This window comes from Roseibium sp. M-1 (genome assembly GCF_054515675.1).
The window spans coordinates 3796397-3819419 of the sequence record NZ_CM137257.1 but is presented as its reverse complement, the minus strand read 5'-3'; the positions used below and the strand labels follow the sequence as shown (position 1 = coordinate 3819419).

General features: G+C 62.9%; 19 protein-coding genes. 11 read left to right on the top strand and 8 right to left on the bottom strand.

Annotated features, from left to right (window positions below; translation table 11 throughout):
- Nucleotides 1–7: 7 nt before the first annotated feature.
- From ACX3M4_RS17195 to ACX3M4_RS17160, 8 genes are all read left to right on the top strand, one after another.
- Nucleotides 8–607, top strand: a complete 600-nt coding sequence (locus ACX3M4_RS17195) for a TlpA family protein disulfide reductase (protein ID WP_459354223.1) — start codon at nt 8–10, stop codon at nt 605–607.
- Nucleotides 608–940: 333 nt separating this feature from the next.
- Nucleotides 941–2155: a transporter substrate-binding domain-containing protein gene (locus ACX3M4_RS17190; protein ID WP_459354222.1), complete on the top strand. Its 1215-nt coding sequence runs from the start codon at nt 941–943 to the stop codon at nt 2153–2155.
- Nucleotides 2152–2754: an ANTAR domain-containing response regulator gene (locus tag ACX3M4_RS17185; protein WP_459354221.1), complete on the top strand. Its 603-nt coding sequence runs from the start codon at nt 2152–2154 to the stop codon at nt 2752–2754. Before ACX3M4_RS17190 ends, ACX3M4_RS17185 begins: the two co-directional genes overlap by 4 nt.
- A gap of 4 nt (nt 2755–2758) precedes the next feature.
- Nucleotides 2759–3646 (top strand): ABC transporter permease, encoded by an 888-nt coding sequence (locus ACX3M4_RS17180; protein ID WP_459359450.1) that lies wholly within the window; start codon nt 2759–2761, stop codon nt 3644–3646.
- A 2-nt stretch (nt 3647–3648) separates the two neighbouring features.
- Complete coding sequence (locus ACX3M4_RS17175) at nt 3649–4569, top strand: ABC transporter permease (protein ID WP_459354220.1); 921 nt, start codon at nt 3649–3651, stop codon at nt 4567–4569.
- A 67-nt stretch (nt 4570–4636) separates the two neighbouring features.
- On the top strand, nt 4637–6259 hold the full coding sequence (locus ACX3M4_RS17170; protein WP_459354219.1) for an ABC transporter substrate-binding protein: 1623 nt from the start codon (nt 4637–4639) through the stop codon (nt 6257–6259).
- Nucleotides 6249–7199 carry an acetamidase/formamidase family protein gene (locus ACX3M4_RS17165; protein ID WP_459354218.1) on the top strand — a complete coding sequence of 317 codons (951 nt, stop codon included), beginning with the start codon at nt 6249–6251 and terminating at the stop codon, nt 7197–7199. Before ACX3M4_RS17170 ends, ACX3M4_RS17165 begins: the two co-directional genes overlap by 11 nt.
- A 69-nt stretch (nt 7200–7268) precedes the next feature.
- Nucleotides 7269–9041 (top strand): ABC transporter ATP-binding protein, encoded by a 1773-nt coding sequence (locus ACX3M4_RS17160; protein WP_459354217.1) that lies wholly within the window; start codon nt 7269–7271, stop codon nt 9039–9041.
- Between the two features lie 22 nt (nt 9042–9063).
- On the opposite strand, the gene maiA is transcribed toward ACX3M4_RS17160, so the two are convergent.
- The 6 genes from maiA to xdhA form a co-directional block, all read right to left on the bottom strand.
- Nucleotides 9064–9708 (bottom strand): maleylacetoacetate isomerase, encoded by a 645-nt coding sequence (maiA, locus tag ACX3M4_RS17155; protein WP_459354216.1) that lies wholly within the window; start codon nt 9706–9708, stop codon nt 9064–9066.
- A 515-nt stretch (nt 9709–10223) separates the two neighbouring features.
- Nucleotides 10224–11591, bottom strand: a complete 1368-nt coding sequence (gene guaD / locus ACX3M4_RS17150) for a guanine deaminase (protein ID WP_459354215.1) — start codon at nt 11589–11591, stop codon at nt 10224–10226.
- Between the two features lie 65 nt (nt 11592–11656).
- Nucleotides 11657–13240, bottom strand: a complete 1584-nt coding sequence (locus tag ACX3M4_RS17145) for a permease family protein (protein WP_459354214.1) — start codon at nt 13238–13240, stop codon at nt 11657–11659.
- A gap of 67 nt (nt 13241–13307) precedes the next feature.
- On the bottom strand, nt 13308–14162 hold the full coding sequence (gene xdhC, locus ACX3M4_RS17140; protein WP_459354213.1) for a xanthine dehydrogenase accessory protein XdhC: 855 nt from the start codon (nt 14160–14162) through the stop codon (nt 13308–13310).
- Nucleotides 14163–14165: 3 nt separating this feature from the next.
- Nucleotides 14166–16508: a xanthine dehydrogenase molybdopterin binding subunit gene (gene xdhB / locus ACX3M4_RS17135; protein ID WP_459354212.1), complete on the bottom strand. Its 2343-nt coding sequence runs from the start codon at nt 16506–16508 to the stop codon at nt 14166–14168.
- Between the two features lie 16 nt (nt 16509–16524).
- On the bottom strand, nt 16525–17988 hold the full coding sequence (xdhA, locus tag ACX3M4_RS17130; RefSeq protein WP_459354211.1) for a xanthine dehydrogenase small subunit: 1464 nt from the start codon (nt 17986–17988) through the stop codon (nt 16525–16527).
- A gap of 201 nt (nt 17989–18189) precedes the next feature.
- Here xdhA and ACX3M4_RS17125 point away from each other — a divergent pair, with 201 nt between their 5' ends.
- The gene (locus ACX3M4_RS17125; RefSeq protein ID WP_459354210.1) at nt 18190–19089 is read left to right on the top strand and encodes a LysR family transcriptional regulator; all 900 of its coding nucleotides are present in this window, start codon (nt 18190–18192) and stop codon (nt 19087–19089) included.
- A 465-nt stretch (nt 19090–19554) separates the two neighbouring features.
- On the opposite strand, the gene ACX3M4_RS17120 is transcribed toward ACX3M4_RS17125, so the two are convergent.
- Nucleotides 19555–20817 carry a urate hydroxylase PuuD gene (locus tag ACX3M4_RS17120; protein ID WP_459354209.1) on the bottom strand — a complete coding sequence of 421 codons (1263 nt, stop codon included), beginning with the start codon at nt 20815–20817 and terminating at the stop codon, nt 19555–19557.
- Between the two features lie 131 nt (nt 20818–20948).
- Between ACX3M4_RS17120 and ACX3M4_RS17115 the strand changes: the two genes are divergently transcribed.
- A complete protein-coding gene (locus tag ACX3M4_RS17115) occupies nt 20949–21866 on the top strand; it encodes a LysR family transcriptional regulator (protein WP_459354208.1) in 918 nt (305 codons plus the stop codon).
- On the opposite strand, the gene ACX3M4_RS17110 is transcribed toward ACX3M4_RS17115, so the two are convergent.
- Entirely contained in the window at nt 21863–22201 is a 339-nt protein-coding gene (locus ACX3M4_RS17110; protein WP_459354207.1) for a winged helix-turn-helix transcriptional regulator, read from the bottom strand. The genes ACX3M4_RS17115 and ACX3M4_RS17110 overlap by 4 nt on opposite strands.
- 108 nt (nt 22202–22309) lie before the next feature.
- Between ACX3M4_RS17110 and ACX3M4_RS17105 the strand changes: the two genes are divergently transcribed.
- The gene (locus tag ACX3M4_RS17105) at nt 22310–23014 is read left to right on the top strand and encodes a glutathione S-transferase family protein (RefSeq protein WP_459354206.1); all 705 of its coding nucleotides are present in this window, start codon (nt 22310–22312) and stop codon (nt 23012–23014) included.
- Nucleotides 23015–23023: the final 9 nt, after the last annotated feature.

The window sequence follows — 23023 nt, the reverse complement described above, 5'->3', positions numbered from 1 at the left end:
GCGAAACGTGCTTGGGCTTCTCGGGGCCGGGCTGACGCTGCCGCGCGTTGCGGCAGCGGCAACGTCACCGGCGGACCTGACTTCCCGCGCGAACCGCGCCGCGGAGGCCGCAGCGGCGCTCGCCTGGCCGGAGACCGATGAGCAAGGTCACCGGCTTGCCCTGCCGTCGGCGCGTCTTTCCCCGTCCACCGTGCCGCGCCCCGTGCCGGAGCTGAAGCTGACGCCGTTGCAGGCGGGCGGGAAGGTACCGGCCCTCTCCGGGTCCAAGGGGATGCTGCTTCATTTCTGGGCACCCTGGTGCTCGCCCTGTCTTCGCGAATTGCCGTTGCTTACTGCAGGCAGCAAGGCCGCGGGCCTCACGCTTGCCGCCGTCTCGACGGACACCCGGGTGCTCTTTGTCCGCTTTTTCTGCTACCGACTGCAGATCCCGCAAAGCTCGGTGTTCGTGCTGGAAAAAAACGGTGGCGAAGACGACCTTCTGCTCGGCGGCGTCCTGCCCGCCACATTCGTTGTCGATCCGGCCGGACAGGTCCGGGCGCGCGCGATCGGCGAGGTGAACTGGCGGGCTCAGGAAAACTGGGAAGCCGTGCTGCAATGGTCCGGTTGACCGGACGCCCGGACCGGTGAGGCAGGGAGTCGGGTTCCAGATCCGGTTCTGACCGGCCGGATTTGCCGGGCACTCCCCTGAAACTTGCGCCAATTCGTGCCGGATAGCCTTCCTTTGCGGCAGCGCTGGCGAAATTTTAAGCGTGCCGTCTCTTTAGGCCTTGGGGCAATTGACAAGGCTTTCGTCTTCGGCAATCCTGAAAGTCATATAGCGGCATTCGTTTGGCCGCATGGCAATCGCGCCCCGATCTGTCGCAGGTGACATCCTGCGGGTCGGGGTTTTTTTGTGCCCGGACGCTAATGGTTTCATGCCTGCATCCGGCGGGGGAATGACATGGCCTTGAGGGAAATACCGCTCGGACTTCTGTTTTCGAAATCCGGCTCCTATGCGCTGATCGGCCAGGAAGGCTATTGGGGCGCGCGGATTGCGCTCGACGAGATCAACGCCTCCGGCCTCTTCGATTTCCGGTTTCTCCGGGTTGATGGCGATCCGAAGGGATCGGCAGAAAACTATGCGGTCGAGGCGGAGCAGATGCTGCGCGAGGCGGGCTGCCGCCACATCATCGGCACGCAGACCTCCTCCAGCCGCAAGGAAGTGCTGCCGGTCATGGAGCGAGGGCGTGGCTTGCTCTGGTACACGACCCCTTATGAGGGCTTCGAGAGCCATGACCGGGTCGTCTATACCGGTGCTTGCCCGAACCAGGGCGTCGTCCCTCTCTTCCGCCACATCGTGCCGGAATTCGGCAAACGCGCGTTTCTGCTCGGCTCCAACTATATCTGGGGCTGGGAAACCAACCGCATTGCGCGCGAGCTTTTGGCCGGATGTGACGGCGAGGTTCTGGGCGAGCGCTATGTCGCGATCGGCGACGAGAATATCGATCACCTGATTGCGGAAATCCGCGAAAAACGGCCGGACTTCATCTTCAACAACCTGATCGGCGAAAGCAGCTACGCCTTCCTCAGAGCCATGAAGGCTCTCGCTGCGTCCGACCCGGCCTTTGCCCCAGAGCGGTGCCCGATCCTGAGCTGCAACCTGACCGAGGCGGAACTGCCTGTCCTGGGAGAGGCTGCCGACGGCCTAATTTCCACTTCCACCTATTTCGAAACACTGGAAACACCGGAGAATGAAGCCTTCCTGACGCGCCTTGCGGGGCTGCGCGGTCAAGGCACGTCGATTTCTTCCATGTTTGTCGGGCCCTATGAAGCCGTCTGGCTGCTGGCCCGCGCCATTGAGGCCTGCGGCACGGAAGACCCGGATGCTGTCCTAAAGGAACTCTGCCGGGTGCCGCATCCGACGCCGCTCCGCGACATCCGCATTGATCCACAGACCCAGCATGCCTTTCTGCAGCCGCTGATCGCAGTCGTCGAAAAGGCGGACACCAGCCAGAAGCGCTCCCGCTTCCGCGTCATCGAGAAAACGCCAGGACCGATCGCACCGGATCCCTATCTGGTTCACTACGACCCTCTTGAAGGCAGCCTCGGCAAGCCGGTACGGGAGCCTGCGGCGGACAATGCCAATTCACCGAAGTTGCGGCTGGTGTCACCATGAGCACGCTTTTCCGCACCCCAAGTTTCCGCGGCTGGATTGCGACCGTGCTGCACAAGCCCCATGCGGACAGGGATGCCGTTTGCCGCCAGCTGGAAAGGCTCGGCATCGTTGTCGAGACCGCCTGGCCGGAGCTTCCCGAAGCGGCCCGGACAGCCGATCTCGTGATTTTCGATGCGGATGCGGGTCATGACGCCCAGTTCCCCTGGCCGGTCGACGAGCATCCGATGCCGATGATCGCGCTGATGGGCAGCGAAGCGCCGGGCCGCGTCGAGTGGGCCATCCGCCGCGGTGCCATCGCGCACTTGAGCAAGCCGATCTCCTCCAGTGGCGTCTACGGCGCGCTGGTCGTCGCGACGCAGACATTTGCCATGCGCCGTGCATCGGAAGAGCGCATTCAGCGCCTGGAAGCCCGTCTTGCCTGCAGGCCGCAGGTGGCGGAAGCCATTCTCCTCCTGATGCGGCACCAGGGCGGCGATGCGGAGACCGCCTACAGGCTCTTGCAGGATATGGCGATGTCCAGCCGCCAGACCATCGAAGAGGTGGCGCTCGACCTGGTGGCACGCTCGGGAGGGCAGAATGCCGGCCGACGCGAAGCCTGAGATCATGCCCGAAGCCTTGAAAAGTGCCGCGCCGGACGTGCCGAGAGGCGTGCTGCACCGTCTTCTTCAGCGCAAGCTGGCGGTTTTCGCGCTGTTGTTGATTGGCCTCATTGTCGGCGCTGCACTCTTTGCCCCGCTGGTCGCCCCCTATGATCCGGCCGAACAGTTCTTCGAAGGCCTGACGCTGGAAGGCGCGCCCCTGCCGCCGAACGCAAGCTTCTGGCTCGGCACGGATCTGCTCGGCCGCGATCTCCTGTCCCGGCTGATCTACGGGGCGCAGACGTCGCTGGTCATCGGTGTCGTTGCCAACGGCATCGCAGTCTCGGTCGGTGCCCTTGTCGGCATTCTTGCCGGCTTCTTCCGTGGCTGGGTGGAAACCCTGCTGATGCGCTTCACCGACCTGATGATGGCCTTTCCGGCCCTTCTTCTGGCGATCACGCTTGCGGCGCTCTTCCGGCCGTCGCTCTGGATCGTCGCCATGGTGATCGCGATGGTCAACTGGGTTCAGATGGCCCGTGTCGTCTATACCGAAACGCGGTCGCTGTCGGAGCGCGAGTTCATCCTGGCCGAACGGGCGATGGGCGCCGGGCTTCCGCGCATCCTCTTCCGCCACATCCTGCCGCATCTTCTGTCGACCATCGTCGTCTTCGGCACGCTCGGTATCTCGACGACGGTTCTGCTGGAGGCAACGCTCAGTTACCTCGGCATCGGCGTGCAGCCGCCAACCCCCTCCTGGGGCAACATCATCTACGAGAACCAGACCTATTTCACCTCCGCGCCCTGGCTGGTGTTCTTCCCCGGCCTTGCGATCATCGCGCTGGCGCTCGGCTTCAATCTTCTGGGTGACGCGCTTCGCGAAGTGCTCGATCCGACGCAGAAGGGGAGGCACTGACCATGGGCGGTTATGTTCTCCGGCGTGTGTTGCAGTCGCTGCTGATCCTGATCGGCATCTCGTTCCTGACCTTCGTGCTGCTCTATCTGATCCCCGCCGACCCGGCACGGCAGATCGCCGGCCGCAGCGCCTCGGCACAGACGGTTGCCAATATCCGCGAGCAGCTCGGCCTGAACCTGCCCTTCTACGAGCAGTATTTCCGTTACCTGAGTGGTCTTCTGCAGGGGGACCTCGGCCGTTCCTATCTGCAGAAGACGGAAGTTGGAACGCTGATCTGGTCGCGGTTGCCGGCAACGCTGCTTCTGATGGCCGGCGCGATCACCTGCGAGCTCATCATTGGTCTCACCATGGGGCTGATCGCGGCCCTGAAGCGCAACACGGCGACGGACACGAGCCTGATGGTGCTTTCCTTCGTCGGGGTCTCCTCGCCGCAATTCGTGATCGGCATCCTGCTGCTCTATGTCTTCTCGGTTCAGCTCGGCTGGTTCCCCATCGGCGGCTACGGCACCTTCATGCACATGGTGCTGCCCTCGCTGACCCTCGGGATCCTCGGCGCCGGCTGGTATTCGCGCATGATGCGCTCGTCGATGATCGACGTGCTGCGTCAGGATTTCATCCGCACGGCCCGGGCCAAGGGCCTGAAGCGCTGGCAGGTGCTTTTCGGCCATGCGCTGCCGAACGCACTCCTTCCCGTCATTGCCATGATCGGCATCGATATCGGCCTCTTCATGAGCGGCATCGTCGTCGTGGAAAGCGTTTTCGGCTGGCCCGGTATCGGCCAGCTCGCCTGGCAGGCCATTCAGCGTGTCGACATTCCCATCATCATGGGCGTCACGCTGGTCTCTGCTTTCGCGATCGTGCTCGGCAATTTCCTCGCCGACCTGATCGCTCCCCTGATTGATCCGAGGATCAAGTTGCGCTGACGCGCACCGCCGGGAAACCGCCAGGAGAGCGGTCCGGCACATCACCCGAAGAACCGGAGGTTGGATTATGAAGAAGACAGTACTGGCAGGGGCTGCCGCCCTTCTTGCCGCCACAGCCTTAACACAAGCACAGGCCGAGGATATCAAGCAGGGCGGATCGATGATCGTCACCTACAAGGACGACGTCTCCACGCTCGACCCGGCCATCGGTTACGACTGGCAGAACTGGTCGATGATCAAGAGCCTCTTCGACGGCCTGATGGACTATGAGCCCGGAACCACCAACCTGATGCCGGATCTTGCCGAGAGCTACGAGATTTCCGATGACGGTACGGTCTTCACCTTCAAGCTGCGCCCGGGCGTCACGTTCCACAATGGCCGCGAGCTGACCGCCGAGGACGTGAAATATTCCCTCGACCGGGTCACCAATCCGGCAACGCAAAGCCCGGGTGCCGGTTTCTTTGGGTCCATCAAGGGCTTCGACGCAGTCGCTTCCGGTGAAGCTACAAGCCTGGAAGGCGTGACGGCCGTCGATCCGCTGACCGTCAAGATCGAGTTGTCCCGCCCGGACGCGACCTTCCTGCATGTCATGGCCATCAACTTCTCCTCCGTCGTGCCGAAGGAAGAAGTGGAAAAATGGGGTGCCGATTTCGGCAAGCATCCGGTCGGCTCCGGCGCCTTCTCCCTGGAAGAATGGACCCTCGGCCAGCGGCTGGTGTTCAAGCGTAACGAAACCTACTGGCGTGCGGGTGTGCCGAAACTCGACGAGATCACCTTCGAGGTCGGTCAGGAGCCGGTTGTCGCCCTGTTGCGCCTGCAGCGTGGCGAGGCGGATATCCCCGGCGACGGCATTCCACCGGCGAAGTTCCTCGAGGTGGCGAAGGACCCGACCTACAAGGATCTCATCATCGAGGGTGGCCAGCTGCACACCGGCTATGTCACCATGAACGTCAAGATGCCGCCCTTCGACAAACTGGAAGTCCGCAAGGCCGTCAACATGGCGATCAACAAGGACCGGGTCATCCGCATCATCAACGGCCGGGCGGTTGCCGCCAACCAGCCGCTGCCGCCGACCATGCCCGGTTACGACAAGGAGTATGAGGGCTATCCCTATGATCCGGCCGCAGCCAAGGCGCTGCTGGCGGAAGCCGGTCTCGCTGACGGCTTCGAGACGGAACTCTATGTCTACAACACCGACCCGAATCCGCGCATTGCCCAGTCGATCCAGGCGGATCTTGCGGAAATCGGCATCAAGGCCGAGATCAAGGCGCTTGCCCAGGCCAACGTGATCGCGGCCGGCGGCGAGCCCGATCAAGCACCGATGATCTGGTCCGGCGGTATGGCCTGGATTGCGGACTTCCCGGATCCGTCCAATTTCTATGGCCCGATCCTCGGCTGTGCCGGCGCGGTCAAGGGCGGCTGGAACTGGTCCTGGTACTGCAACGAGGACCTCGACAGCCAGGCTACCGCCGCAGACAGCATCACCGATCCGGCCAGGAAAGCCGAGCGCGAGGACGCCTGGCGCAAGATCTTCCTGTCGGTTATGGACGATGCTGCCTGGGCACCTGTCTTCCACGAACAGCGTTTCACGATGCGGTCCGAGCGGCTGGGTGGTGCTGACGCCATCTTCGTCGACCCGGTCCACATTCCCGTCAACTACGACTACGTTTGGGCAAAAGATGTGCAGTAACTGCAAGGCCGCATATACGATCCATGCGGCACAGCATCATTTCGGCTGGGACAATTCCAATGTCCCGGCCGAGAGGGTGGCACCCGGGACGGTGATCGAATTCGAATGTCTCGACAGCTCCGCCGGCCAGCTGACACCGGACAGCACCGTCGCTGATGTGGCGACGATGGATTTCGGCAAGGTCAATCCGGTCAGCGGTCCCATCTATGTCGACGGGGCCGAGCCGGGTGATGCACTGGTGGTGAAGATCCACGAGTTCAAGCCGTCCGGTTTCGGCTGGACCGCCAACATTCCAGGCTTCGGCTTGCTCGCTGATCAGTTCAAGGATCCGGCCCTGCATCTCTGGTCCTATGACAAGGACAAGCTGGGCACGTCCGCCTTCGCCCCCTTCGGCAAGGTGCCTCTGAAGCCCTTCGCCGGCACGATCGGCGTGGCGCCTGCGGAAGCCGGCCTCCATTCCGTCGTGCCGCCCCGGCGTGTTGGCGGCAACATGGATATCCGCGACCTCGCAGCCGGGACGACGCTCTACCTGCCGGTGGAAGTCGCCGGGGCTCTCTTCTCCATCGGTGATACCCATGCGGCGCAGGGCGATGGTGAGGTGTGCGGGACGGCGATCGAAAGCCCGATGAACACGGTGATCGGACTGGATCTCATCAAGGGCGCCAATTTGAAGATGCCGCGCTTCGAGACGCCGGGTCCGGTGACCCGCCATCTCGACGAGATGGGCTACGAGGTCACCACCGGCATCGGCGAGGATCTGTTCGAGGGCGCGAAAGCAGCCGTCTCGAACATGATCGACCTGCTCTGTGCCCGCCACGGCTACAGCGCGGTCGACGCCTATATGCTGTGCTCGGTCTGCGGCGACCTGAGGATCTCGGAAATCGTCGACATGCCCAACTGGGTGGTGTCGTTCTATTTCCCCAAGGTCGTGCTGCAATAGGCCAACTCGGGCGGCGGCACCTAAGCCGCTGCCCGTCTCAAGATTTTCAAATCATTCAGGCCGGTCCGGATGACAAACCCGCAAGACACCGAAACTGCAGGCGAGGACATCGTCCTGTCTGTCCGCGACCTCCGCACCGATGTGGCGACGCCTTCAGGCAGCAAGACCGTGGTCAAGGGGCTTTCCTTCGACCTGAAGCGCGGCGAAACGCTCTGCATTGCAGGCGAATCCGGGTCGGGCAAATCGATCACGGCCCTCTCCATCATGGGCCTGTTGCCGGAACCGATGGCACGGATCGCCGGCGGTGAGGTCATGTTCGAAGGCAGGGACCTGACGACAATCGGCGAGGATGCCATGCGCCGCATCCGCGGCGGCGACATTGCCATGATCTTCCAGGAGCCGATGACGTCGCTCAATCCGGTTCTGACCGTCGGCCGTCAGCTGCGCGAGGCCATCCTGGCGCATCAGGACGTCACAAGGCGCGAAGCGGACAAAAGGGCGCTGGAGATGCTGCAGTCGGTCCGCCTGTCGGAACCGGCCAGGCGCCTGAAACAGTACCCGCACGAGCTTTCCGGCGGCATGCGCCAGCGGGTGATGATCGCCATGGCGCTCGCCTGCAATCCGAAGGTGCTGATTGCCGACGAGCCGACGACGGCGCTCGACGTCACCATCCAGGCCCAGATCCTGCAGCTGATCCGCGATCTCCAGCGCGATTTCGGCACAGCGGTCATCATGATCACCCATGACATGGGTGTCGTCGCCGAAATGGCCGACCGGGTCATTGTCATGAACCAGGGCCATATCGTCGAGCGGGGACCGGTCGCGGACGTCTTCGAGCGTCCGGCTGACACCTATACGCGCAGCCTGCTCGACGCCGTGCCGAAGCTGGGCGCTTTCACGGGCATCGATACGGCGCAGACGCCAGCCGATCAGCCCGTCCTTGAAGTGGAGGATCTTGTCGTCCGCTTCGACCTGCATGGTGGGCTGCTCAACCGGGTCACGTCCAGGGTCCATGCGGTCGAGGGTGTCTCCTTTGACCTGAAACCCGGCGAAACGCTGGGGCTGGTGGGTGAAAGCGGCTGCGGCAAGTCCACCATCGGCAAGGCCCTGATGAACCTCGTCCCGTGGGAAGGCTCGATCCGCATCGCTGGCCACCATTCAGGTACTGGTGGCGCGCAGTTGGAGCGGCGGCTGCGGCAGAACATGCAGATGATCTTCCAGGACCCCTACGCCTCTCTTGATCCACGCATGAGTGCCGGTGACATCGTCGGCGAGCCGCTTGTCATCCACGGTTTGGCGCGTGGACAGGAATTGAGGGACCGGGTTGCCGGCCTTTTCGAGCGGGTTGGCCTTCCCGCGGAGGCCATGACCCGGCATCCGCACGAATTTTCCGGCGGCCAGCGCCAGCGCATCTGCATCGCCCGGGCGCTTGCCCTGTCGCCGAAGGTGATCATTGCAGATGAAAGCGTGTCTGCCCTTGATGTCTCGGTTCAGGCGCGGGTGCTGGATCTCCTGCAGGAGCTGCAGGAGGATCTCGGTCTCTCCTACCTTTTCATTTCCCACGACATGGCGGTGGTTGAGCAGGTCTCGCACCGGATCGCGGTCATGTATCTGGGGCAGATCGTGGAGATGGGAACACGCCGGCAGGTGTTCGAAAACCCGCAGCACGATTATACGAAGCGGCTTTTGAAGGCGGTACCGATCCCCGACCCGAAGCGGCGGCGTAACGTCTTTGACGTGCCGACGGGAGAGATCCCGTCACCGGTGCTGCCGCTCGGGAAAAGCGTGCAGCGCGTCCGCTACGAGGACGTCGGCGGCCGCCATCTGGTCGCCGCCTCCTGAGCACTGTTTGGAATTGCCGAAATCAGGCGGGCGGCGCGCCGATGACGTCCGGATGAGCGTCCTTCACGGCATCAAGTGCGTCCAGCGCGGAGGCGGCGCGCAGGATCTTCGGGAATCCGGAGACATCAATGCCCCAGCGGTTGGCATTGTAGAGCTGCGGGATCAGGCAGCAATCGGCCATGGTCGGCGTTTCGCCGTGGCAGAAGGGGCCGTTGTCGTCGAGAAGGTTTTCGAAGGCGGCGAGGCCCTTGGCAATGAAATGCTGCATCCAGGCCTTCTTGGCCTCATCGCCGCCGCCGGTGATCTCGGCGACATGACCGACGATCGAAAGGTTGCAGACCGGGTGAATTTCCATGGCGATCGCGTAAGAAAGCTGACGTACCCGGTACTGGCCGTCGATATCGTTGGGAAGCAGCTGCGATCCGGGGGTCGTGGCGTGCAGATATTCGATGATGGCAAGCGACTGGGTCAGCGTCTTGCCGTCGATGACCAGCGCCGGCAGGAGGCCTTGCGGGTTGAGGGCAAGATAATCTTTTTCCAGATGGGCCCGGGTCAGCAGGTTGACCGGACGATACTCGGCTTCAAGGCCCAGAAGATTGAGCGCGATGCGGACGCGGTAGCTCGCCGAGGACCGCCAGTAATCATAAAAAACAATGTCTTTCGCCATCAAGGCCTCCCGGAAACGCAGTAGGCATTGATACACTTATTCGGCCCTCGATTGGCAAGAGCCTGTATTTTGCGTGTGACGAAGACTGATCATCAATCGCTTAAGCGGGATTGAAGCCATGCGCCATCCCTCTAGGTCACCCCGGACAAGCGCAGCGCAGATCCGGGGCCCACTCGCTGGGCCGCTTGCCGAAGCGAAGGAATGTTCCGATACCAACCCGGGTAGTATCCGCGCTCTGGAAATGAGCAGGCCCCGGGTCTCGCGACGCTCGCCCGGGGTGACGCCGAGTGTGTCGACAGGCCGTGGCGACAAGGCCGTTGCTCAGGAAAGAGCGATGTCCCCGGTCACCTCTCCCGTTGGGAGAGGTCGGCGCGGATGCGCCGGGTGAGGGGCAGGTGTTTCCGTATCTTGAGAGGTTTGTTCCCTCACCCTGACCCTCTCCCAGCGGGAGAGGGGATTAGGCATTGCCAGGAGCCAAGTTCCGTTTTTCTCAGGAAAGCCGTACGCCAGGTGCCTCAGGAAAGCACCAGTTCCCTGTCCCTCACCGATGCCTTGCGCACGGCCGGTCGAGAGCTTGCCGGCGCCTTGCCCTTCTGCGCCTTGCCGGAGACATAGACCTCGTCGATGGCGCGATCGTCACCAAGCATCTGCAGCACGAAAAGCTCTTCCGCCAGGGTCGAGGCCCGCTCCATGCGCAGGGCCATGGCGTCGGTCGCCCGGCTGTCGAGCACGACGATGTCCGCCTCGGTGCCTTCGTCCAGGGTGCCGATCTTGTCTTCCAGCCCAAGCGCGACGGCATTGCCGCGAGTGATCCAGTGGAAGGCACGGAAGGGGTGCAGTTTCTGGTCCTGGAGCTGCAGGATCTTGTAGCCCTCGTTCAGGGTCTGCAGCATGGAATAGCTGGTACCGGCGCCGATATCGGTGGCGATCGCGTTGACGATGCCCTTGGTGCGCAGGCCTTCATCGTCAAAGAGGCCACTGCCGAGGAAAAGGTTCGAGGTCGGGCAGAAGACCGGCCGGGCGCCGGTCTCGGCAAGGGCTGCGATCTCGCGCTCTTCCAGGTGGATCGAATGGCCCAGCAGCATCTTGCTGGAGAGAAGGCCGTAGCGCTGATAGACGTCGAGATAGTCGCGCGCTTCCGGATACAGCTCCAGCGTATAGGCGATCTCGTTTTTGTTTTCCGACAGATGCGTCTGCACGAAACAGTCCGGATGCTCGGCAACGAGCGCGCCGGCCATGTCCATCTGCTCCGGCGTCGAGGTGATGGCAAAGCGCGGCGTGATGGCGTAGCTGGCGCGGCCGCGGCCATGCCATTTGGCGATCAGTTCCTTGGTGTCGTCATAGCCCGATTGCGGCGTGTCGCGCAGCCCGTCCGGCGCATTGCGGTCCATCAGCACCTTGCCGCCGATCATGCGCATGTTGCGCTGCTCGGCTTCCTCGAAATAGGCCTCCGCCGAAGCCTTGTGGACAGAGCAATAGGCAACCGCGGTGGTGGTGCCGTGATCGGTCAGGAGATCGAAGAAGCGGCAGGCCATGGCCGCCGCGTGGCCCTCATCGGCAAAGCGGGTCTCTTCCGGGAAGGTGTAGGTGTTCAGCCAGTCGAGCAGCTGCGCGCCCCAGGAGGCGACGATCTGCACCTGCGGGAAATGGATATGGGTGTCGATGAAACCGGCCATCACCAGCTTCGGCCGGTGGTCGACGATTTCGGCGTCGCCGGCATCTGCAATGACATCGGCATAGGTCCCGCGGCGCAGGATGATCCCGTTTTCGATCAGGAGCGCACCGTCTTCCAGATAGTCGAAGGCCCCAAGGTCTTCCGGAGATTGCGGTTCGGCCTTGAAGGTCAGAAGGCGGCCGCGGAGCAGCAGGCGGTCAGAAGGCATCGGTAAGGTTCCGTTTGTCAGGTTTCGGGGCGGAAAATCCGCCCCGAAGAGTTTTGGTTTGAATGTCACTCGCCGGGGGTTGGCTGGACGCCTGCCGCGGGTTCCGCTTCCGGCACGATCGTCTCTTCGCGGTGGAAGATCGGATAGATGAAGAGGAAGGCGGCTGCGATCAGGTAGCCGAGGCTGACGGTCGAGAAGTCCGGCCAGTGCAACGTCGCGGAATGGATGATCCCGACGGAGGCCATGGCAAAGGCGGCGAAGGCGAACCCGCCGGCAGTGCGGAACTTGCCGTCGATGACGCTGGCAACGATGGCACCCCAGATGAGACCGGTCAGGATCGCACCCTGGCTGAGCGCCAGATGGCCCTCATAGTGCGCCCCCTGCTGCAGCAGGGCTGCGGTCAGCTGAGGATCGCCGAGCGCCAGCATGCCGGTGGCACCCGTTGCCCCGAGGGCCCCCATCAGCGAGCCCCATTTGATGATGAGGAAGCTGGAGACATGCGGCATCATCGCGATGGTGACGGCGGCCATATGGTCCGTGCGCACCGCGTGGGCGGTGTTGGTGATGAGGCTGAGAGCCACGAAGACCAGGACGGGAGCGGCCGCGGCCACCGGGATCAGGTTCGTCAGGAAGGCCAGGAAGCCGAAGAAGGCTGCCAGCGGAATGACCACGCCGACACCGAGCACGTAACCGGCATGGGCACCCATGCGCTTGTAGGCCGGGTGGCCGATATAGGCCGTGGTCGGGAAGGGCGAACCGAACAGCGCGCCGACCATCGTTCCGACGCCGTCGGTGATCTGGCAGGTCGCCACCGGATAATGGTCACCGGCGGCTTCCGCGCTTTCCACGTTGTTCATCGTTTCGATGAAGTTGTAGATCTGCACCGGCACCAGAACCAGGAACAGCTCCGGATTGTTGAAGAGGTGCTGGATGCCGGCAATCAGGTCACCGAAATAGGGGATCGGCGGATAGAAACCGACACCATCGAAGCTGATATTCGACTGCCCGGTGGCGAGTGCCACCACGGTGCCGACGAGAAGCGCCAGCAAACCCGCCGGAATGTTGAACGGCAGCCGGAAGCGGCCGACGAGACCCCAGAGAATGATGATCATCGAGGCAAAGCCGATGAACGGGTTCTCGAAGACGGTCGCCAGCGGCACGGTGCCGATGAAGACCAGCGCGATGCCACAAAGTGTGCCGAGCATGCCCGCGCGGGGCGTGACCTTCTTCAGCCACGGTCCGACAAGGGCGCCGAGACCGGCGACGATACCGCCCATGAAGCCGGCGCCGATGCCGACCTGCCAGGCAAGGACCGGATCATTGGTTGCCCAGTAGATCGGGCCGATGACGCCGAAGAGATAGACGAACATGACCGGCGTCGAGATGCCGTAGGGCAGCGCAGTCACATCGCGGCCGTGTTGCGCGGCTGCGCGTTTTGCCAGAAACACATACACAAGCACGCCCGCCAGGATGGCGATGGCCGCGCCGGGCACTATCTTGCCGTAGACGATCTCCGCCGGCATCTGGAACACGAATTGACAGATGCCCGAAAGCACCATGAGGTTCACGAGGTTGTCGGTGAACAGGGCCCAGAAGGCGCTGAAGTCCCCCCTCGAGAACAGATTGTAGTCGTACCTCCCAACCCGCATATCGGGTCTCCTTTCAGGGTAAAACAGCCGGACGGTCCCTCTCCCGCAGGACGGCCGGCCGTTGGTTTTACTGCGCGGCTTGCAGCAGCGCAGTCTCCTCCGTGCCGCCGGCAGCCCTTGCGCCCGTCGTCAGGGCGGTCAGGACTTCTGCAGCGACAAAAGCGGCAATGATTTCAGGGCGTTTGTCCCGGCTTTCCGTGGCGCCGATGGGACAGGTCAGCTGGTCGACCGACAGGCCGTTGCAGTGGCTGTTGCACCAGGAGCGCAGCTTGGCGCGCTTCGTGGCCGAGCCGATCATGCCGACATAGGCGGCATGGCCGAGTTCCAGCGCGGCCGAGGTCAAGAGGAAGTCGAGGCCATGGTCATGGGTCAGCACGATGAAGGCGCTGCCCCGGGGCGCGTTGAAGATCTCGACTTCCGGAATGGCACGCAGACGCATTTCGACCCTGGCCTGGCACTGGGCCAGCTCTTCCTTGCGCATGTCGACCAGGATGCAACGAACCGGCGCATGTTGCAGCAGATTGGCAATTGCCCGGCCGACATGACCGGCGCCCATGATGTAGACATGCGGCTGGGTATTCTCCTGCCACCGAAAGCGGTCGAGGGCGGAGGACCTGTCGGCCCGGCTCATGCGGGTCAGCGTCAGTTCCACCCGGCCGCCGCAGCACTGGCCGATTTCGGGGCCGAGCGGCAGGTCGAGATGGCTGGAAAGCGTCCCCTCGGCCAGCATGGTGCGGCCCTGGGTGATGGCAATGTGCTCCAGATGACCGCCGCCGATGGTGCCGAGAAGACTGTCCTGGCTCACGAACATCTCCGTTCCGGCTTCCCGGGGAGACGAGCCGCGGACCCGGGTCAGGGCGATCCGGACAACAGGTTTGGCGGAGCCGAAGAAGGTTTCGGCCTTTGTGGAGCACATGGTCATGACTTACTCCCGGGTTTTCAGCCGTTCGATGGCCATCAGCACCCGCTCCGGCGTTGCCGGGGCGTCGAGGCGCGGGCATACGCGGTAATCCGCGACACTGGCAACGGCCATGGAAAGCGCCTCGAAGACGGAGATGCCGAGCATGAAGGGCGGTTCGCCCACGGCCTTGGAGCGCTTGATGGTGCGTTCCCTGTTCTCCGACCATTCGGCAAGGTTCACGGTGAACCGGCGCGGCCGGTCGGAAGCGAGCGGGATCTTGTAGGTGGACGGCGCATGGGTCCGGAGGCGTCCGGCCTTGTCCCACCACAGCTCTTCCGTCGTCAGCCAGCCCATTCCTTGAATGAACGCACCTTCCACCTGGCCCTTGTCGAGGATCGGGTTCAGCGACTTGCCGACATCGTGCAGGATGTCCGTGCGTTCCACCCGGTATTCGCCGCTCAAGGTGTCGACGGAAACTTCCGAGCAGGACGCGCCATAGGCGAAGTAGTAGAACGGCCGGCCCTTGCCGGCGGCCCGGTCCCAATGGATCTTAGGCGTCTTGTAGAAGCCGGCCGCTGACAGGTGGACACGGGCCATATAGGCCTGGCGGACGAGATCGTTGAAGGAGACAAGCTCGGAGCCGATCTCCACCATGTTGTTGCGGAAGCGGATCTTCTCCGGTTCGGTGCTCCAGCGCTCGGCGGCAAAGGCGACCAGGCGTTCTTTCAGCTGCTCGGCTGCATTCAGCGCTGCCATGCCGTTGAGGTCGGAGCCGGACGAGGCGGCGGTTGCCGAGGTGTTCGGCACCTTCTCGGTCGTCGTCTTGGTGATCTTGATGCGCTCGAAATCCACCTGGAAGGCATCGGCGACGACCTGGGCGACCTTGGTGTTGAGACCCTGGCCCATTTCGGTGCCGCCATGGTTCAGGTGGATCGATCCGTCATTGTAGATGTGGATCAGTGCACCGGCCTGATTGTACCAGGTGGCTGTAAAAGAAATGCCGAACTTGACCGGTGTCAGCGCAATACCCCGCTTGATGATTGAGGAACGGGCATTGTGCTGAAGGATCGCCTCGCGGCGGGCCTTGTAGTCAGAGGAGCTTTCAAGTTCTCCGATCAGGCGCGGCAAGATGTTGTCCTCGACCTCCTGGTGATAGGGGGTGAGGATGCGGCCGTCGTTACGGTCGCCGTAGAAGTTGGCCTTGCGGATTTCCAGCGGGTCCTTGCCGAGCGCATAGGCGATCTCCTCGATCATGCGTTCTGCGGCAACGACGCCTTGCGGTCCGCCGAAACCGCGGAAGGCGGTGTTCGAGACCGTGTTGGTTTTCATCGGCCGGCTGGTAAGCCGGACATTCGGATAGAAATAGGCATTGTCCGCGTGGAACAGCGCGCGGTCCGTCACCGGGCCGGAGAGGTCCGAGGAATAGCCGCAGCGAGCCGCGAAGACCCCGTCGACCGCCTCTATCCGCCCGCTGTCGTCGAAGGCGACATCGTAGTCGACGACGAAATCATGGCGCTTGCCGGTGGCCGTCATGTCCTGGTCGCGGTCCGGGCGGATCTTGACCGGGCGGTTCCATTTCTTCGCGGCAATCGCAGCCACCGCGCAGAAGAGGTTCATCTGGCTTTCCTTGCCGCCGAAGCCGCCGCCCATGCGGCGCACATTCACCGTCACCGCATTCGACGGCACGCCGAGCACATGGGCGACCATGTGCTGCGCCTCGCTCGGATGCTGGGTGGAGCAGTGCACGACGACATCATCGTCCTCGCCCGGAATGGCAAAGGCGATCTGGCCTTCCAGATACATGTGATCCTGGCCGCCGATCTCCATCCGGCCCTTGATCCGGTTTTTCGCGGTCTCGAAGGCGGGCGCGATATCGCCGCGTTCAAGTTTGAGGGGCGCGGTTACATGCGGATAGCCGGCCTCGATGGCGCTCAGCGGGTCGAGTGCGTGCGGCAGCACCTCGTAGTCGATCCTTGCCTTCTCAGTGGCCCGGCGGGCGGCGTCGCGGCTTTCGGCGATCACGGCGAAGAGCGGCTGGCCGTGGAATTCGGTCTTGCCGACCGGGAACACCGGTTCGTCGTTCTGGCCGGTCGGGCTGATGTCGTTGTGGCCGGGAACGTCGTCTGCCGTCAGCACGCCGATGACGCCCGGAGCTGCCAGAACAGCCGAAAGGTCCATCGACTTGATCAAGGCATGGGCAACCGTCGAGGTGCCCAGATAGGCATGCAGCGTGCCCTGCGGTTCGGCGATGTCGTCGCAATATTCCGCCCGGCCGGTGACGTGCTTTTCCGCGCTGTCGTGGCGGCGGTCGGTGTGAACTCCACCGCTGATCGAGCCCTTGGCGTCTTTGATGATGTCGTGTTTCATTGGGTTCGCCTCCGGTTCAAGCAGACAGCAGGTCGGCCGGTGCTTCGGTCCGCTCGTCATGGGTCAGGAAGAAGCGCTGCAGCAGGTTGCGCGCGGCAATGGCCCGGTACCCGGCGGATGCGCGCCAATCGGAAAGCGGCGTGAAATCGGCGTCGAGCGCCTTGCCGGCGGCGAGAAACGCGGCCTCGCCCCAGGGCTGGCCGCGGAGCGCCACTTCCGCCTTGACGGCGCGCTTCGGCGTGCCCGCCATGCCCCCGAAAGCGAGGCGGCAGTCGGTGATACGGCCGTCCGCGACGGTGACGCTGAACCCGGCTGCGACCGAAGAAATATCCTCGTCCCGGCGCTTGGAGATCTTGTAGGCGGCGTGAAGCTGGCCGGGACGCGGGCGCGGGATCAGGATGCTCTCGACGAATTCGGACGGCGCGCGGTCCTGTTTGCCGTATTCGATGAAGAACTGTTCCAGCGGCAAGCTGCGCTGGGCATCGCCCTTGCGCAGCACGATCTGCGCACCGAGCGCGATCAGCACCGGCGGGGTGTCGCCAATGGGCGAACCGTTGGCGATGTTGCCGCCGATTGTGCCCATGTTGCGGACCTGGCATCCGGCGATCCGGTCCCAGTAGGCTTCCAGATGCGGGAAGACCTCGCAGATCGTTTTCTGGGCTTCCGAATAGGTGACACCGGCGCCGATCTCCAGCGCGGTGTCGCTCAAGGTGACCGATTTCAGCTCTTGAAGGTGGCTGATGAAGACGGCCGGGCCTATGGGGCGCATGAACTTAGTGACCCAGAGGCCGACATCGGTCGAGCCCGCGACGATGGTCGCCTGCGGAAACTCTTCCAGTACGGCTGCAAAGTCGGCGACATCCGCCGGCAGGATGGCGCGGTTGTCCTCGGGGCCGGTGACGACGCGCTGTCCGTCGTTGAGCGCGGTCAGGCGTTCGGTGATTGCCGCGCGTTCCGCTTCCAGAAAATCGTTGGCGGGCGTGCCGTAGCGGTTGGCAGCCATGGCGGCGGCAACGATCGGCTGGTAGCCGGTGCAGCGGCAAAGGTTGCCCTGGATCGCGCTTTCGACTTGCGCTTCGCTCGGCTCGGGATTTCCCATCCACAGCGCGTAAAGCGACATGACGAAGCCCGGGGTGCAGAAGCCGCACTGGCTGCCGTGGAAATCGACCATCGCCTGCTGGATTGGATGCAGTCCGCCCTTTTCGCCGCGCAGATGCTCGATGGTCACCACATGGCAACCGTCGAGGGAGGCAAGGAAACGGATGCAGGCGTTGACGGTCTCGTATTTGAGGACGCCCCGGACAAGCCGTCCGACGAGCACGGTGCAAGCTCCGCAATCGCCTTCCGCGCAGCCTTCCTTGGAGCCCGTCAGGCGGCGCTCCAGGCGCAGATAGTCGAGCAGCGTCTTGTCGGCGGGCACATCGGCGACGGCGACATCAGCGCCGTTCAGCAGAAACCGGATTTCCGTGCGGTAGGTCATCGCGTCCTCAGGCAAAGTCTTCTCTCAGCCGGAACGGTACGCCTCGTGATCTTCACAAAAAATCCGGTGATTCCGGAAATTCTTTCAACAGATCGTTGAAAATAGCCGTGCGATACTGTTGATCAGGGAATGCGACGAAAGTCGGTTATCCGCAGCAAGCATCCGGAATCGCACACGTATTTGACCTTAGGGAAGTGAGCCATGTCCTATCTGGAATCCTTGCGTGTCTTCACGCGCGTGGTCGAACTCGGCAGCATTACATCCGGCGGACGCGACCTGCGCCTGACCCCGGCGGTCGCCAGCAAGCGCATCAAGGAGCTGGAAAAGCATCTCGGCGTGCGGCTTTTCAACCGGACGACCAGATCGCTTACCCCGACGGAGGTCGGCAAGGTCTTCTACGATTATGCGGTGAAGGCACTGGAATCGATCGAGGACGCGGAGGCGGCCGTCGCCACCTTCTCCGATACGCCGCGCGGGGTGATCCGGGTAACGGCGCCGCTCGGCGCCGGCCGGCGCATCATAGCCCCCCTCGTACCGCGCTTTGTCGAGAAGTTTCCGGCGACGGAAGTGCACATGCGGCTGTCGGACCGGAAGGTCGACATCATGTCCGACGGGCTGGACGTTGCCTTCTTCATCGGCACGCCGCTGGATTCCAACCTGAAGCTCCGCAAGATCGCCGATTGCCCGCGGGTGCTGTGCGCGGCGCCGGACTACCTGCGAAAGCACGGCACGCCGAAAACACCGGACGATCTCCTGACCGACGAGCACAATTGCCTGCTTTTGCGCTATCCGCGCTCGCCGGAATATTTCTGGGTGCTGCAGACGCCCGCCGGGCCGCGCAAGCTGCAGGTCAAGGGCAAGATGGACACCGACCACGGCGATGTGCTCACCGACTGGGCGCTGTCCGGCCACGGCATCGTCAACAAGCCAAGGTTCGACGTTGCCCAGCATCTGGAAAGCGGCCGCCTGGTGGAGATCCTGCCGGACACCCCGCCGCCACCAACCATCTTCGGCTGCCTCTACCCCCACCGACGCCTGCAGGACCCGAAGATCCGGCATTTCGTGGACTTCGTTATTCAACACGCGGATGTGGCGGGATAGGGAGTACCCAAACCAGTCGACCTCTCCCGTCATCCCGGAAAAGTGCGGCGCAGCCGCGCGCAGATCCGGGAACCAGACATATGTCGCGCTGCAAGCACGGCCTTGATTTTTTTTGAGAGTTCGCTGCGCTCACACTGGTCCGCTGGGTTCCGGATCGGCGTGCAGCTTTCGCTGCACTTGTCCGGAATGAAGGTGGAGGGGGGAAGCTCTGGCCAATAACGCAAAGCGTCACCCCGGGCGAGCATCGCGAGACCCGGGGCCTACTCGTTTCCAGAGAGCTGACGTGAGTATTGAACCTTTCGAAAACGAATGCCCAACTCTTCTACAAGAATCGCGGCGAGTAGGCCCCGGATCTCCGCTTCGCTCCGTCCGGGGTGACGCTCTTGAAGCTTAAAGGTCTGCCCCCGAAACAAAACGCTCCCCGCGAAGGAGGAGCGTCCAATGAGTCCGTGAACCGAAATGCACCTACTGCGCAGCCGCCACCCCGAACGGCAGTTGTTTCTGCGCGTTCCTGTACCACCGGATGATCGCCTTGCGTTCGTTCTCCTCCATGAAGGAGACGTTTGCCGGCGGCATGGCGTTGGTAACGCCGGATTGGAGGTAGATCTCCTTGGCGGCGCGGACAACGTCGCTCTGTGTTTCCAGAAGCAGGCCCTTCGGCGCCCAGTGGATGCCTTCATAGAAGGGCTCGCGGGCGTGGCACATGCCGCAGCGGCCGGGCACGATTGCCATGACGTCTTCGAAGCCTTCCGCACTGGCGAAGATCTGCTCGGTCGGGGTCAGGGCACGGTTCTCGGATGCCTCGATGTCGTCCTGGTTCAACGGCATCAGGGACAGCTGGATGATGGCGACGAAGAGGATTGCGGTTGCCAGCCAGGTCCAGGTCGGCGCGGGGGCGCCCGTATGCTTGGTGTTGAAATAGTGCCGGATGGTGACGCCCATCAGGAAGACGAGGGCTGCGATCAGCCAGTTGTAGGGCGATGCGAAGGCAAGTGGATAGTGGTTGCTCAGCATCAGGAACACGACCGGCAGGGTCAGGTAGTTGTTGTGGGTCGAGCGCAGCTTGGCGATCTTGCCGTATTTGGCATCCGGCGTGCGCCCGGCCTTCAGGTCCGCCACCACGATCTTCTGGTTCGGAATGATGATGAAGAAGACGTTTGCCGTCATGATGGTTGCGGTGAAGGCGCCGAGATGCAGCATCGTGGCCCGGCCCGTGAAGATCTCGTTATAGCCGTAGCCCATGGCGACCAGCAGCGCGAAGAGAAGCACCATCAGCAGCGTCGGGCTCTCGCCGAGCTTCGACTTGCACAGCCGGTCATAAACCAGCCAGCCGATCGTGAGTGAGCCGGCGGAGATCAGGATACCCTGCCACAGCTTCAGATCCGCCTTGGCCGGATCGATCAGGAAGAGCTCGCCGCCCACCCAGTAGACGATCATCAGGAGGGCCGCGCCGGAGAGCCAGGTGGTGTAGCTTTCCCATTTGAACCAGACCAGGTGCTCCGGCATGTTTTCCGGGGCCACCAGGAATTTGCGGATGTGATAGAAGCCGCCGCCGTGCACCTGCCACTCTTCGCCATGGGCACCCTTGGGCAGGTCGGGGGCTTTCTTCAGGCCGAGATCCAGCGCGACGAAATAGAAGGACGAGCCGATCCACGCCATCGCGGTGATGACGTGCAGCCAGCGAACCGCGAAGGCGATCCAGTCCCAAATGATGGCAATGTCCAGCATTGCGTCTCCTCCAAAAACGTTTCGCCCAAGCTAGCGCGGAAACCAATTTTCTGGTATCTCGGGATAATTCCGAGCAGTTTCAAAAATTTCCGAATAATAGAGCAGCTGATCTCGGCTAGGATAGTGACCTGATGGCGTATCTGGAAAACATTCGCACCTTTCTGCGTGTCTATGAACTCGGCAACATGTCCGCGGCCGCACGAGACTTGCGGATCTCCTCGGCCGTCGCGTCCTCGCGCGTGTCGCAGCTGGAGGAGCACCTCAATGTGCGCCTGTTCCAGCGCACCACCCGCGCGCTTTCGCCGACAGAGCATGGCAACTTGTTCTATCGCGGTGCAACAAAAATCATCGAGGCGGTGGAAGAGGCGGAAGCCGAGATCAGCAACGTCACCCGTTCGCCGCGCGGCACGCTCTTCGTCGCCGCGCCGATCGGCATGGGCCAGCGGCTGATCGCCCCTGCGATCCCGAGGTTCAAGGCCGCCAACCCGCTGATCGACATCCGACTGCGCCTGTCCGACCGCAAGGTGGACCTCACCGGCGAAGGTCTCGACGCGGCATTCTTTCTGGGTCTGCCGGAAGATTCCAACCTGAAAATCAGAAAAATCGCCGATTGCAGCCGGCTGCTCTGCGCCTCGCCGGACTATATCGCCCGCAAGGGCAGCCCGAAGACCAGCGACGAGCTCTCCGCCGGCCGTCACGACTGCCTCAACATGCGCTATCCCGGCGCGCCGGAATTCCAGTGGCCGCTGCAGACGGAACACGGCGTCAAGCGGGTGGCGGTGTCCGGCCCGTTCGAATCCGACCATGGCGACGTCCTCACCGGCTGGGCGCTGGAAGGTCACGGCATTGTGCTGAAGCCACTCTTCGAGGTGGCCGATTATCTCGCTGATGGACGGCTGGTGCCGGTTTTGGAAGGCGAACCGCCGATCCCGGTGCAGATGGCCTGCCTCTACACCCACCGCCGCCGCCAGGACCCCAAGGTGCGCCTGTTCCTGGATTTCATGGTGGCCCATATCCAGAAATCGCTGGCGGAAATGGCGGCACGTTAGGTGGCGGCCGTTTGGGCCTCTGTGCCGGTTCCAGCTGCCTCCCACCAATCGCCAAGCGCATCGATCAGCGGCACCAGCGTTCGGCCCGCATCGGTCAGATCATATTCGACACGCAGCGGGTAGCCCTCGTATTCCGTCCGCCGGACAATGCCGGCATCTTCAAGCCGGCGCAGTTCGAGCGTCAGCATCTTGTGCGAGATGGTGGGATTGTCCCGGCGCAGATCGCTGAACCGTTTTGTTCCCTCTGTCAGGTAATAGATCAGCAGCGTCGGCCATCGGCCGCTCAGGATCTGCATCACTTCCTCGATGGGGCAGCGGGAGACGAGCTGTTTCATGCGGGCTCCGTGGTAACAAAAAGGTGCGTAATTGCCTTGGTTTGGCAGCGTGTTAGGGTCCGGCATCGCTGCGCAGCGTGATCGTCAGAAATCACGGAGAACACTGTTTTGGAACCCATTCTTATCTATGGTCACCCCGCTGGAAGCTCAATGGGGCTCGTCGCCGCTTTCGAATGGCTAGAGCAGCCATACCGGCTGTGCCGCGTCGATATGCTCGGCGAAATGCGGGACCCCTCGTACAAGCGTCTCAATCCACGGGTGGAGACGCCCGTGCTGGTGACGGACCGGGGAGACTTGCTGACTGAAACGATGGCGATCGGCGCCTGGATGGAGGCAAGGGACAAAGACAGGCGCATTTCCTTTGAGGCAACATCAAGGGAAGCCGACCGGATGCACCAATTGATGGCCTTCATCAATACGGGCTTCACCAGCGCTTTCGCGCCGCTTTGGACCGTCATGGAAACCGAGGATCCCGATCCCTCGATGCAGACAGCCCTGACCGAATTCGGCCGCTCCTGGGTGATTGAGCGTCACGACAGGCTTGAGGAAATGATCGGCGGCGGCAAGTTCCTCGTCGCGGACCGTCCGACCCTTGCCGATGCCTTGCTGATCGGGGTCGCGAGGTGGCTGGATGTCCATGGCGTCGCCAGCCGCGACCGCTGGCCGAAGCTCTCCGAACTGCGGGGCAACCTTGAGGCCGACACGGCCGTGCGGTACGCCAGCGCCCTGGAAGAAGGTGGTGACGACAAGGGCACCGGAGCCTGCAAGGGACATGTCACCCTTGACGAGCTCCTGGACCGGTTCGCCAGCTAACGGACCGAA